Source organism: Actinoplanes sp. NPDC051537 (assembly GCF_055586105.1).
This window is the reverse complement of sequence record NZ_JBVJIU010000003.1, coordinates 579,634-593,001: the sequence shown is the minus strand read 5'-3', so window position 1 is coordinate 593,001 and position 13,368 is coordinate 579,634. Positions and strand designations below refer to the sequence as shown.

Below are 13,368 nucleotides of genomic sequence, written 5' to 3'. Positions count from 1 at the left end.
GGCGGTCAAGGCCTCGTGCGGTCGAGGACTGGCCGGCCGAAACAGGCCCGAAACAGAGGAGCGACCTGGGAATCCACGCGGCCATCGGCCGAACGGGCCGACTCGCGTCACAGACCGTGGATCGACGGGCCGCGACATGCTTGGGTGATCCCGTGAGCGAATCGCAGGCCACCGCGGAGATGAGCGGCAGCACCGCCTGGACCAACCGGGTGGTGACCGTCCGGCGCATCCTGCGAACCGAGGCGGGCAGCGCCGGGGTGCTGGTCTTCGCCATCGTCGTGGCGATGATCTGGGCCAACGTGGCGGACGGCTCCTACGAGAGGTTCTGGCACACCGACCTGTCCATCGACCTCGGCTCGATGGGCATCTCGCTCACCCTGCGGGAGTGGGTCAACAGCGGCCTCATGACGTTGTTCTTCCTGGTGGTGGGCCTGGAGGCGCGGCGCGAGTTCGACCTCGGCGACCTCCGCGACCGGCGCCGGTTCATCCTGCCGGCGGCGGCCGGGATCGTCGGCATGCTGATCCCGATCGGCATCTTCCTGGCGATCAACCACGGCGGGCCGGGCAGCCGCGGCTGGGGCGTGGCGATGTCCACCGACACCGCGCTGGCGCTCGGGCTGCTCGCGCTGGTCGGCCGGCGGGTGCCCGAGCAGGCGCGGTTGTTCCTGGTCACGGTCTCGGTGGTGGACGACCTGGTGGCGCTGCTGATCATCGCGTTCGCCTACACCGAGAAGATCGAGGTGATGCCGCTGATCATCGCAATCGTGCTCTACCTGGGCACGTTCCTGCTGGTCCGGCTCCAGGTGCGCAGCGGGTACGCGTACGTGCCGCTCGGCATCGCGATCTGGGGCGCGATGCTGGCCAGCGGCGTCGACCCGGTCGTCTCCGGCCTCGCCCTGGGCCTGGCCGCCGCCGCGTACTCCCCGGTCCGCGGCGACCTCGAGCAGGCCAGCGACCTGTTCCGCTCGTTCCGCGAGCAGCCGACGCCGGAGCTGGCCCGGTTCGCGAGCCTCGGCGTGGTGCGGTCGTTCTCCTGGAACGACCGGCTCCAGCGCACCTACCAGGGCTGGAGCAGCTACCTGATCGTGCCGCTGTTCGGCCTGGCCAATGCGGGCATCGCGATCGACGCGCACTTCCTGCGCCGGGCGGTCACCTCCCCGATCACGATCGGCGTCTTCGTCGCGTACGTGCTGGGCAAGCCGATCGCGATCACCGGCACCTCGGCCCTGGTCACCTGGCTCTCCCGGGGCCGGGTCCGGCCGGGCGTGGGCTGGGCGTCGGTGCTGGGCACCGGCACGATCGCCGGCATCGGCTTCACGGTCTCGTTCCTCATCGCGGCGCTCGCGTTCGAGGGCCCGGCGCTGGCCGAGGCGAAGCTGGGCATTCTATGCGCCGCGGTCGCCGCGTCGGTGCTGACCTGGACCGAGTTCCGGATCACCTTCATGCTGCCCAAGCCGAAGCGGGCGGTCGCGCTGCTGGGCGACGCCGAGCAGCTGATCGACCTGATCCCGGAGGTCGACGACGAGCGCGACCACACCCGCGGGCCGGTCGAGGCGTCGGTCACCGTCGTCGAGTACGGCGACTTCCAATGCCCGTACTGCGGTCAGGCCGAGCCGGTGGTGCGCGAGCTGTTCGCCGACGTCGACCTGCGCTTCGTCTGGCGGAACCTGCCCCTCACCGACGTGCATCCGCAGGCGCAACTGGCGGCCGAGGCCGCCGAGGCGGCCGGACTTCAGGGCAAATTCTGGGAGATGCACGATCTCTTGCTTGCGCATCAGGACAACTTGCGCATCACCGACCTGCTCGGGTACGCCCGGCAGATCGCCCTCGACGAGGAGCGGTTCCACGACGACATGATGCGGCGCGCGACCGCCGACCGGATCACCGGCGACCTCGAGTCGGCCGATCTCAGCGGCGTCTCCGGCACGCCCACGTTCTTCATCAACGGGCAGCGCCACTACGGCGCGTACGACGTGCACACGCTCAAGGAGGCGATCCGCCTCGCCCGCGTCCGCGCGAGGATCGCCGAGCGGCGTCGTTAGTCTCTTCCCAGCCAGTTCGTGATGCAGGCTTCGTTGCCCTCGGGGTCGGCCAGCACCCACCAGGCCGGCGCGTGGTCGTCGGACACGAGGCGGCCGCCGGCGGCGAGGGCGGCTTTCAGGCGGGCCGGCGCCTCGTCGTGCGGCACCGCGATGTCGATGTGGATCCGGTTGCGCTGCGGGCGGGGCTCGTCCATCTGCTGGAACCAGACCAGCGGGGCCGTGCCGTTCGGGTCGACGAGCAGGTCGCCGGGGCCGTCGGCGTAGGCCAGCACGGCCTTCCAGAACGGGCGGACGGCGGCGATGTCGCGCGCGTCGATGGCGAACTCGACCTGCTGGATCGACTCGGGAAGGTTCGTCGGCGTGGCCTCGGCGATCCGGTGGGCCAGGGCGGTGGTGCGCGCCGTGACGCCGCCGTCCGCCCGCGAGCGCAGGGTCAGGACCACACGCTGCGGTCGCAGGTCGGCGCGCAGCTGGTCGTCGGCGTCCTCGCCGCAGGCGGCGACGGCCTTCGCGGCGATCTCGGCCGCCTCGGCCATCGACGACACCGGGATCGACGTGCGCAGGGTGCCGAGGACGAAACGCCAGCCGATGTCGGCAACGGCTTCCGAGGCCTCGGGACGGGTCAAGGGTGTCATTCGGCGGCCATCTCCGTTTCCTGCCGCCGGCGCCGGCGGCGTCTCCACACGTACGCGATGATGAGCAGCACCCCGATGCCGACGGCGACCGACAGATAGCGGCCGATCGTGGCGGTGATCTGGTCGAGGTGATCGCCGGCGAAGTAGCCGGCCGTGGACCAGCAGCCGACCCAGAGCGCGGCGCCCAGGATGTTCCAGACCACGAACTTCGCGAACGGCATCCCGGTCAGCCCGGCCACGACCCCGTTGAGCTGGCGCAGGCCCTCGACGAACCGGGCCACCACTACGATCTTGGGGCCCTGGCGGCCCATGAAGTCCTCGACCTTGCCGAGCCGGGCCGGGGTGAGCCGGACGTAGCGGCCGAAGCGGTGCACGAGCGGGCGCCCGCCGCGGCGGCCGATCAGGTAGCCGAGGCTGTCGCCGATGACGGCGGCCACGAACGCGGTGACCGCGACGGCGAAGATGTTGAGGTGACCACGGCCGGCGTACGCGGCTCCGGCGATGATCGCGGTCTCGCCCGGCGCCGGGATGCCGAAGCTCTCGATGAAGACGATGAACCCGATGCCGAAGTAGCCGAAGCGGTCGACCGCGCCGAGCAACGCGTGCATCGGCTACCTCCCGTCGGCCGTTCGCTACACCGTATGACGGCCCCGCCCGCGAAGCCACGCATAAGGGACGGGCGTCACTGCGGGCCGTCCCTTATATGCGTCCGGAAAATGTCGGTGGCCAGGTCTAGGGTGGCCCGCATGACCGAGGACTTCCCGTGGGAGCCGCCGCTGGCCGGCACCGAGGCCGAGCAGCTGATCGGCTCGCTCGACCGGATGCGCACGACGTTCCGCTTCAAGGCCGACGCGCTCGGCGCCGCCGGGCTCGGCGCCCGCCTCGGCGTCTCCACGCTGACCCTCGGCGGCCTGCTCAAACACCTGGCCCTGATCGAGGACTACTACTCGACCACCAAGCTGCGCGGCGAGCCGCTCGGCGCCGAGTGGTCGGCCATGCCGCGCGACGATGACGACTGGGAGTTCACCTCGGCCGCGCGCACCGATCCCGACTCGCTCTACGAGCTGTACGACGGCGCCGTCGAGCGTTCCCGCTCCCGCCTGGCCTCCGCGATCGCCGCCGGCGGCCTCGACCAGCCGATCCACGCCGGCTCCGGCGACGGCCGCCACGCCAACCTGCGCCGCCTGCTGTGCGACCTGCTCGAGGAGTACGGCCGCCACACCGGCCACGCCGACCTGCTGCGCGAGGCGGTCGACGGCCGCACCGGCGAGGATCCCCCGGCCGGCTGGCGTCCCGCCTCGGGCAGCTACCGCCTCCCCGGCGTGCGCTGAGCCGGCTCGGCCCGCGACGATGGAGGCCACATGCACTGGTCCGTCGATCTGGCAACGAAGCTCTCCGCCGTAGTCCTCGCCGCCTTGACCTACCTGGGCTCGAAACGCCGCGAGATGCGCCTGCGCCCTGCTGCGCACGTGGGAGAACGAGGCCGTCCGCACCTACCTGCGGCAGATCAAGAAATGGGACGAGGAACGCTTCGCGCCCGGTTCCGGCTTCCGCTACTTCGAGGAGCTGGCCATCGAGATCGCCTACCTGTGCGAGCGAGTCCCGCGCGCGGCGCACCCGGCCGGGCAACTAGCGACGAAGGGCCACGACGCCCGGCCGCGGTGTTCAGCCGGTTGGCGGTCTCTATGAATTGAACCGCTCGTGATCGGACCCTTGCGCTGAGTGTCCACGTAGGAATAAGTTTCTTGGTACAACAAACGCTGCCGTCTCTCCGGCCGAGACGGCGGGTGTCCTTCTCCGCACTCATTCCTTGATTCCCGTGCGCCGTCCATCGTCGACACGCAGGGAGTTCTGGCATGCGTACGTCCTTATCCCGGGCCGCGGTGGCCGCCGCCGCCCTTCTGCTGGTTCCGGCGCTCGGCGCCGCGGCCGCGCCCGCCTTCCGGAACGGCTGGGGGCACGGCACGCTCGGCGACGCCGAGATCGTGGCGCTCATCGGGCAGATGACGATCGCCGAGAAGTCGGGCATGGTGCACGGGTCGCCCGATGCGACCTGCGCGACCACGCTTCCGGAAGGCTGCGTCGGCCAGGCCGGCTGGATTCCGGGCGTGGCCCGGCTCGGCGTGCCGCCGCTGCGGATGACCGACGGGCCCGCGGGGGTACGCCTCGGGCACGTCGAGACCGCGCTGCCGGCGCCCGCGGGGCTGGCCGCCTCGTTCGACACCGGCGACGCGCTCGCGTACGGCCGCACGATGGGCGCCGCCGCGCGGGCGACCGGGCAGGACGTGTGGCTCGGGCCGATGGTCAATGCGGTCGGCTTCCCCACCGGGGGCCGCAACTTCGAGACGCTGGGCGAAGATCCGTACCTGGCCGGGGCGCTGGCCGCGGCGGAGGTGCGCGGCGCCCAGGGCGAAGGGTTGATCGCCGAGCTCAAGCACTACGTCGAGAACGACTTCGAGAACGGGCGCAACGCCACCAGCGTCACGATCGACGACCAGACGCTGCACGAGACCGAGCTGCTGGCGTTCGAGGCCGGGATCCGGGCCGGCGCCGGGTCGGTGATGTGCTCGTACAACCGGATCAATGATGTTTATGGCTGCGGCAACGACACCACCCTCATCAAGATCCTGCGCCAGCAGCTGGCGTTCACCGGGTTCGTGCAGTCCGACTGGGGCGCCGTGCACAAGATGACCGACCTGGTCAACGGCACCGACATCGAGCAGCCGAGCGCCCGCAACCTCACCGACGCGGCGCTCGCCGACGCGGTCACGAACGGCACGCCGGCGGTGGCGGCCACGGCCGACTTCCCGGCCTACCCGGCGATCTCGGCGGCGCAGTGGCGGCAGGCCCTCGACACGGCCCTGTTCCACATCTTGGCGACCATGAACGAGGCCGGGCTTCTCGAGGGAACCCAGTACGGCTCGCACTTCACCGGCACGCCCGCGCCCTGGGTGCCGCCGCGGCCGTCGCTCTCGTCGCTGAAAGCCCGGGATGCCGCGACCGCCCGCGATCTGGCCGCACAGAGCGCGACGCTGCTGAAGAACGACCGCCGCGTGCTGCCGTTGTCCACATCGGATCGGCTCGTGGTGATGGGGCCGTCCGCGGTGGCGTCCTACTACGGCGGCGGCGGAAGCGCGCACGTCATCCCCTACGACGGCTCCGCGTCACCCTACGACGCGTTAAAGGCGACAAATAACCAGATTTCGTACGTGCCGGGCTACGACGTGGACGGGACGATCACGCCCTCGGGCGCGCTCACCGCGCCGGACCCGGCCGAGGCCTACCCGAACTGGACGCTGACCGACGAGGACGCGACCTTCGCCGGCAAGCCGGGCCTCCTCCGCCAGCAGATCACGACCGACCCGGTGCCGAGCGGCAGCCAGCCGGTCCTGGTCGCCGGCGGCACCCACCAGCTCGACGCGACGGTCGACACGACGCTGCCGCCGAGCACCGGCTGGCGCTGGTCGGGGACGCTGACCGCACCGGCGGACGGCGCCTGGCAGCTCAAGGTCTTCGTCAGGAACCAGGCGAGCTCGCAGCTCTTCGTCGACGGCCTGACCACGGCCGATCGGCGGATCAACGTCAACGCCTATCCGGCCGCCCCGAACTCCTCGTACGCCTCGCTCGGCGAGTCGGCCCGCTCGCACGATCTCGCCAACCCGGCCCTCCAGCAGGCCACCTATTCGACGACGCTGACCGCGGGCCAGAAGCTGCATCTCGACCTGCGCGTCGTGGTGGGCGCGCAGGCCGGTCAGGTCCAGCTGCGCTGGGTGCCGCCGGACAACGCGGCGCGATCCATTGCCAACGCGGTCTCGGCGGCGCGGCCGGCGAGCAAGGTGGTGCTTTTCGCGTACGACGAGGGCACCGAGGGATCCGATCGAGGCGGCTCCGACCAGGCCGCCGGGCTGCTCCTGCCCGGCTACCAGAACGATCTCATCGCCGCCGTGGCCGCCGCCAACCCGAACACGGTGGTCGTGCTCAACACCGGCGACCCGGTGCTGATGCCGTGGGTCTCGTCCGTCGCCGGGGTCCTCGAGATGTGGTACCCCGGCCAGGAGGGCGGCGCCGCCACCGCCGACGTGCTGCTCGGCCGGATCAACCCGGCCGGCCGGCTGCCGGTCACGTTCCCGGCGACCGCCGCGCGGACGCCGATGTACGACCCCGGCTGCACCGACACGTCGCCGACCGGGAACTGCCCGAAGTATCCCGGCGTGGTGCGGCCCAGCGTCTTCGTGGCCGGGGCCACCGCGTCGTACCGGACGCTCACCGGGATGGCCGACAACGGCATCTACCAGGATTATCGCTGGTACGACCGGCAGGCCGCCGCGCCGCTGTTCCCGTTCGGGTACGGCCTGTCGTACACCAGCTTCGGCTACACCGGCCTCTCGGCGCGCCCGGCCCGGGACGGCGGGCTCGACGTGAGCTTCACCGTCCGCAACACCGGCGCCCGGACCGGCGCCGAGGTGCCGCAGGTCTACCTCGGCCCCTCCCCCGGCCTGCCGGCGTCGATCCAGCAGGCCGTCCGCAAGCTGGTCGGCTTCGACCGGATCACCCTCGGCCCCGGCCACTCGGCCAGGGTGTCCCTGCACGTCGACCGGCAGCAGCTCTCGTCCTGGTCGTCGACGGCCGCCCGCTGGCTACCCGGCACCGGCGCCCGGACGATCACGGTGGGCGGCTCGTCCCGCGACCCACGCCTGACGAAATCAATCGTGGTCGATTGACACGTTTAAGTTGAGGCTCCTAGCCTGGAAATCGGGCTCACTTCGCACGGGATGAGCCATGGCGCCCCGGTCGGCCGGACCGGGACCCCATTCCGCACGGCGCCGCGACCGGTAGCGGCGCCGCGCGGAATTCCGGCCAAACGCCCGCGCGCCGCCGGACCGCTCACCGCCCCGCAACGGGCGCCGCGCGGAATTGACGCCCGCGCGCCGCCGGACCGCTCACCGCCCCGCAACGGGCGCCGCGCGGAGTTCCGGCCTCAGGGCTTCGTGCCGGACAGAATCATTGCGTGGCCGAGCACCTTGGGATGCTTGAGCGGGTACGGCAACGGCATCAGGTCGGCCAGCGGGCGCGGCTCCACGCCGGCGATCTCGCGAATCCGGCTCGGCAAAGGGTAGAAAGCCGGATCGCCGAAGAGGTCCACGAAGACGAAGCTGCCGCCGGGGCGGAGAACGCGCAACGCCTCGACCACGCCGTCTGACTTGTCGGAATTATCCGATATTTCGTGGAAAGTCAGGCAGCTCACCACGGCGTCGAAAGCATCATCCGCCACGTCCAGCCTCGAACCGTTCTGCTGCTGGAACGTGACACGGTCAAGAACGCCCTCGACGCGGGCGTTGCGCAGGCATTCGTCCTTCGAGTACTCCCAGTTGTCACCCCACGAGTCGACGCCCAGGACCGTGGCGGTCGGGTGCGCCCGGGCGACGTTCACCGTGAGGCTGCCGCTGCCGCAGCCGATGTCCAGGACGTGTCCGCCGGGCGGCACCGCCACGGAATGGGCGATCAGCGAGTGGATCTTCCGCTGGAAGGAACCGCCGCGGGAGCTCAGGCGGTAGACGGTCAGGCCGAGGATCAGCGTGATGTAGCCGAAGATCGCGAGGGGCGCCGCGAAGAGCAGGAACCACGGCGACACCACCGCGAGCAGGCAGCCGACCAGGCAGACGGCGCTCACCAGGGCGAACGCGCGCAGCCGGGCCAGCCGCACCCACGTACGGTATCGGGGGTGTTCCCGGATCTCAGTGAACGCCGGCCTCCTGGGGGAAAAGTCCGTCGAAGACGGCCGCCCGGTCGAAGGACATCGCCTTCTCGCGCGCCCGCAGCTCATAATCTGCCCGTTGCGCGGTGCTCATGTCGAGCACCACCCGGTCGAGCGCCTCGGCCAGCGCGTTGATGTCGCCGGGCTCGACGATCACCGCGGCCTCGCCCACCGCCTCGCCCGTGCCGCCGGTCAGCGTGGTGACGATCGGGCCGCCGCCGGCCAGCATCTTCTCGGCCAGCGCGATGCCGAACGTCTCGACGAAGTCCGGCTCCGGCTTGGTCGGCAGCGCGTAGGCCGCACACCCGGCCATGAGCAGCGGCTTCTCCTCGTCGTCCACGTCGGTCAGGAAGATGATGCGATCGTCCTCCTTGGCCATGGCCCGCACGTGCTCGAGGGCCGGCCCGGTGCCCGCGACCACGAGCTTGACGTCGTCCCGGCACCGCATCTGGCCGTACGCGATGATCAGGTCGTAGATGCCCTTGGCCCGCGCCACCCGGGAGAGGAACAGGATGTAGCCGTCGCGCGTGAGACCCCGGCGCGCGAGCGCCGCCTCGACCGACATCTCCGATTTGTCGAGAAAGGCCGACGCGTCGATCGGCGGGTAGCTGACCCGCACCCGAGACCGGCACTGCGCGGCGAAAGACGTCCCGCAATGCGCATCGACCTCGGCCGCCGAGGCGATGATCTCGTCCCGCGTGTAATCGGAAACGGCCACCAGATCGTCGTTGGCGAGAAACGTGGTGAACAGGACCGTGGCAGCGCCGAACCGTCCCTCACGCAGACACGAGCGGATCACGTTGGTGACGTCCGACCCCACGGCCTTGGCCACGGTCCGCACCTGCGGGTCGAAGCCGGCCGCCCGGGCCGCGTTGACCGCGTCCACGACCACGGCCGTGTGCGGCACCAGGTACATCGACAGGCACACGGTCGGCACCGGCTCGGCGAGCAGCTCGACCAGCCGGCCGGTGAGCCCGGCCTGATGGCGCCCGTCCGGCACCCGGTAGTCGCCGACCGCCTCGGGACGCTCCACGGTGATCCCGGGACTGTACGGAAGCAGCCGGTCCAGCGGCTTGAGCGGCAGCCCGGCGGCCTCCAGCGCCGGCACCGGCCAGGTCAGCAGCCGGACGTCGTCGAAGCCCCGGGTCAGCGCGACCTCGGCGAGGTTGCGGGCCTCGCCGGAGTGGCCGCAGATCACCGGGTCGGCCCGGACCACGATGATGAGGCGGCGGCTGGGGTGGTTCATGGTGGTTCCTCGGGGGTGGAGGGTCAGGACAGGGTTCCCCAACTGCTCGGCTCGGCGCCGAGCGTGAGGTGCAGCCGGCCGCCACGGTGCAGATCGGCGGCGGACAGGTGGGCGACGTGCAGCGGCTCCCCGTTCAGGGTCGCGGACTGCACGTACTGCGGTGGCGGTTCGCGGTCGAGGCCGTCCACGCCGATCGGCGACTCGGTGAAGCCGCTGGTCTCGATGACGAACTCGCCGTCGCCGGCCTGGAGCACGGCGCGGGCGAACGCCGGGGCGTTGATCAGGAACCGGTTCTGGCCGGCCACCGGGAAGAGGCCGAGCGACGCCCACACGTACCAGGAGCTGAGGCCGCCCGAGTCGTCGTTGCCCGGCAGGCCGCCGGGGCCGGTGCCGAACTGCCAGGTCAGCGCGGAGTGCACGACCTCGGCCGTACGGTCGGGGCGCCCGGCGTAGTGATACGCCCAGGGCGCCTCCATGTCCGGCTCGTTGTTGAGGCCCTCGAAGCGGTTGAGCGCGTACCCGGCGGCCATCTCGGCCGGCTGCGGGCAGCGTCCGGGCTGCTTGACCGGGTCGGCGCCGTAGCCGAAGAACCGGTCGAGGATGCCGATGAACGCGGCGTCGCCCCCGGCCAGCGCGATCCGGGCGGCCATGTCGTGCACCAGGCGGAACGAGTAGTTCCACTTGCCGCCCTCGTAGAACTCGGAGTCGCGCAGCAGGCCGGTGGCCGGGTCGAAGGCGTTGACCCACTGCCGGCCGCGCCGCTCGAGGTCGTCGGCGAGGCGGCGGTCGTTGAGCGAGCGGGCCACCTGGGCGGTGCAGTGATGCGCGTACGCGAGATCGAGGGTGTGCGAGATCGGGTGCACCACGCCGTGCTCGAAGAAGTCCTCGCCGTACATCCGCCGCAGGTCGTCGACCATGTGCACGAGCGCCCAGCTCCAGTCGATGCCCGGCCGGCCGAGCGCGTGCGCGTCGGCGAGCGCGGTGTGCGCGAGCGCGCTGGCCTGCCGGAAGAACCGGTCGGCGCCGCGGGCCATCCGGTAGCCGATCGGGAAGTTGCCCTCCTCCTCGCAGACCCGGATCAGCGATTCGAGCAGGTCGGTGTGCCGGTCCGGGGCGATCGCGGCCAGCAGCGGCAGCTGGGTCTTGTAGATGTCCCACATCGTGCAGACGTCGAACGCGTACGGGCCGGCGTCGGGCCAGAACGGGCTCTCGTCGTCGGCGAAGCACGGCTTGATCAGCGAGTGGTAGAGCGCGGTGCCGAAGACCTTCCGGCGGGCCTTCGTGCCGCCCTCGACCTGCACCCGCCCGACGTGGTCGCGCCAGCGGGCCCGGGTGCGCGAGCGCACCACGTTGAAGGCCGGCGCCTCGGTGCCGCACTCGCGCTCGAGGTTGGCCCGGGCCTGCTCGCAGCCGCGCAGCGAGAAGCCCATCCGCACCTCGACGACCTGACCGGCGCGGGCCGAGCCGACGAACAGCATGCCGAACGGGCGCAGGTTGGTGTGCCGGATGCTGTCGAAGTCGAGCCGGGTGCCGCCGTCGATGAGCCGGCGGTCGTACCACAGCATCTGCCGCCAGCCGGGCGAGTCGACCTCGACCGAGACCGACAGCGGCACACCCTCCATGACGACCGTGCCCTGGGCCCGGCCGCGGCCCATGCTCTCGACCTGGGCGCGCAGCGGGACCGTGCGCCCGAGGTCGATGGCCAGCCCGCCGAGCGACATGTCGACCACGACCCGGGCCGAGCGGTGCTCGGGGAACGTGTAGCGGTGCACGGCGACCTTGCTGCCCACGGTGATCTCGCAGCGCACGCCGGTGTCCAGGGTGGCCGCGTAGTAGCCGGCCTCGGCGACCTCGTCGTGCAGCGCCCAGGACTCCCCCAGCGCGTCGAGCGGCTGCACCATCGGGGTGACCCGCACGTAGTTGTAGTACTTGCGGATCGCGCCGGTGCCGGACTGCTGGAAGTGGGTGAACCCGGAGGCCTCGAGCCGGTCGAACATCTCCTCGGGCACGCCCTCGGTGTTCTTGGCGTACCGCCCGTAGCCGGTCGGGTAGGCGCCGGAGTAGGCGCAGGCGCTGACCATGCCGAGCGGCGAGGTGGCGCCGGGGTGGGTGTTGCCCACCTGCGGTTTCGGCCACCACCAGGTGGCGGCCAGGCCCTGCGCGCGGGGCAGGTCGGTCGCGGCGGTGCCGATGAACGGGTCTATGTCGTCGAGGATGGCGGCACTCTATCTACTGGGAAGGAGGGGACGGTTTCGAACAGGTGAACTCATTGTTGATCATGAAGTTTTTCCACCAGCTCGCGGATCACCTGCGCGAACAGGTCGATGTCGGTCTCGGTGGTCCGCCAGTTCACGATGGCCGGGCGCAGGGCGACCTTCCCGCCGTAGACCGTGGTGCCGGCGAAGACCCGGCCGTCCTCGATGACCGCGGCGCCCAGGCGGCGGTTGAAGTCGTCGAGATCGGTGACCCCCGGCGGGCGGGCCCGGAAACACACGATGCACAGCGGCACGTCGGCGAGCAGCTCCAGCTCGGGCGTCTCCCCGATCTGTCGCGCGAGCCGCTGGGCCAGGTCGAGGTGGCGTTCGATCATGAGGCGATAACCCTCTTGCCCGTACGCGGAAAGCGTCGCCCAGATCGGCAAGGCTCGCGCCCGCCGGGATGACTCGGGCCCCAGCACGGCAAAGCCGCTCGCCGGGTCGCCGGGCAGATAGGGCGCGCCGGGCATGCCGAACGACGTGCCGAGGCGGGCCGGTTCCTTCACCAGGACGAATCCGCTCTCGTACGGGACATTGAGCCACTTGTGCGCATCGGCCGCGATCGAGTCGGCGCGCTCGATCCCGCGCGTGAGGTGCTCGGTGCGCGGGGAGAGGGCCGCGAAGAGCCCGAACGCGCCGTCCACGTGCAGCCAGGCGCCGTGCTCGGCGGCCAGGTCGGCCAGTTCCGCGATCGGGTCGAAGTCGCCGGCGTTGACCTCCCCCGCGTTCGCGATGATCACGGCGTTTTTTGTTCCGCCGAGCTGTCGCCGCATCGCCTCGAGATCGACCCGCCCGACCTCGTCCCGCGCGAGCACCCGCACCGAGTCGCGCCCGTGCCCGAGCATCTGCAGGGCCTTGCGCGCGCTGGCGTGCACGTAACCGCCGGAGAACACCGGCATCCGCGGCAGCCCCGAGAGCCCGTCGCGCACGGTGTCGGCCCCGAGCCGCTCACCCCACCACTGGGTCGCGCAGCCGAGCCCGGTGAAGTTGGCGAAGGTCGCGCTGGCGGTCAGCACGCCGCCGTAGCCCTCGGGGAGACCGAACATCTCCCGCAGCCACCGGACGGCGACGGTCTCGGCCTCCATGGCGAAGGGCGACGACACTTTCCCGTACGCGTTCTGGTCGAGCAGCGAGGTGAGCCAGTCGGCGGCCATCGCCGCCGGGGTGACCCCGCCGATCACCAGGTGGTGGAACCGCGGCCCGGACGAGGCCGTGGCCGCCGCCGTCCCGATCTCCACCAGCCGCGCGACGGTCTCCGTCGTCCCCGTCCCGTCCCGCGGCAACGGCCCGCCCAGCCCGGCGAGCATCTCGAGCGCGCCGTGATCGAGCACCGGCCGGCTGGTCAACGAGCCCAGATAGGCGCCCGCCGCATCGTTGATCTGGTGGAGAGCCTCGGCAGCGAGGCCCGCGTCGTCCAAGGGATCGGCCATACCCG

Annotated in this window: 9 protein-coding genes; 3 read left to right on the top strand and 6 right to left on the bottom strand. The window is 71.3% G+C overall.

Annotated features, from left to right (window positions below):
* The first annotated feature begins 152 nt into the window (after positions 1–152).
* The gene (nhaA, locus tag ACZ6TB_RS09610; RefSeq protein ID WP_465552479.1) at positions 153–2,042 is read left to right on the top strand and encodes a Na+/H+ antiporter NhaA; all 1,890 of its coding nucleotides are present in this window, start codon (positions 153–155) and stop codon (positions 2,040–2,042) included.
* Here nhaA and ACZ6TB_RS09605 read toward each other — a convergent pair.
* Both ACZ6TB_RS09605 and ACZ6TB_RS09600 read right to left on the bottom strand, forming a co-directional pair.
* Positions 2,039–2,677, bottom strand: a complete 639-nt coding sequence (locus tag ACZ6TB_RS09605; protein WP_465552477.1) for a VOC family protein — start codon at positions 2,675–2,677, stop codon at positions 2,039–2,041. The two genes, nhaA and ACZ6TB_RS09605, sit on opposite strands and share 4 nt — an antisense overlap.
* Positions 2,674–3,285, bottom strand: coding sequence for a DedA family protein (locus ACZ6TB_RS09600; protein ID WP_465552475.1), 612 nt, complete (start codon positions 3,283–3,285; stop codon positions 2,674–2,676). The genes ACZ6TB_RS09605 and ACZ6TB_RS09600 overlap by 4 nt, the downstream gene beginning before the upstream one ends.
* Before the next feature lie 138 nt (positions 3,286–3,423).
* Between ACZ6TB_RS09600 and ACZ6TB_RS09595 the strand changes: the two genes are divergently transcribed.
* Positions 3,424–4,008, top strand: coding sequence for a mycothiol transferase (locus tag ACZ6TB_RS09595; RefSeq protein ID WP_465552473.1), 585 nt, complete (start codon positions 3,424–3,426; stop codon positions 4,006–4,008).
* A gap of 525 nt (positions 4,009–4,533) precedes the next feature.
* Positions 4,534–7,398 (top strand): glycoside hydrolase family 3 protein, encoded by a 2,865-nt coding sequence (locus ACZ6TB_RS09590; RefSeq protein ID WP_465552471.1) that lies wholly within the window; start codon positions 4,534–4,536, stop codon positions 7,396–7,398.
* A gap of 257 nt (positions 7,399–7,655) precedes the next feature.
* Here the strand turns inward: ACZ6TB_RS09590 and ACZ6TB_RS09585 are convergent, their stop codons facing one another.
* The 4 genes from ACZ6TB_RS09585 to ACZ6TB_RS09570 all read right to left on the bottom strand — a co-directional run bounded on the left by ACZ6TB_RS09585 (position 7,656) and on the right by ACZ6TB_RS09570 (position 13,363).
* Entirely contained in the window at positions 7,656–8,381 is a 726-nt protein-coding gene (locus ACZ6TB_RS09585; RefSeq protein WP_465552469.1) for a class I SAM-dependent methyltransferase, read from the bottom strand.
* 31 nt (positions 8,382–8,412) lie between these two features.
* Positions 8,413–9,678 (bottom strand): glycosyltransferase, encoded by a 1,266-nt coding sequence (locus tag ACZ6TB_RS09580; RefSeq protein WP_465552467.1) that lies wholly within the window; start codon positions 9,676–9,678, stop codon positions 8,413–8,415.
* Positions 9,679–9,701: 23 nt separating this feature from the next.
* Positions 9,702–11,870 carry a GH92 family glycosyl hydrolase gene (locus ACZ6TB_RS09575; RefSeq protein ID WP_465552553.1) on the bottom strand — a complete coding sequence of 723 codons (2,169 nt, stop codon included), beginning with the start codon at positions 11,868–11,870 and terminating at the stop codon, positions 9,702–9,704.
* A gap of 74 nt (positions 11,871–11,944) precedes the next feature.
* Positions 11,945–13,363 (bottom strand): pyridoxal phosphate-dependent decarboxylase family protein, encoded by a 1,419-nt coding sequence (locus tag ACZ6TB_RS09570; RefSeq protein ID WP_465552465.1) that lies wholly within the window; start codon positions 13,361–13,363, stop codon positions 11,945–11,947.
* Positions 13,364–13,368 lie beyond the last annotated feature (5 nt).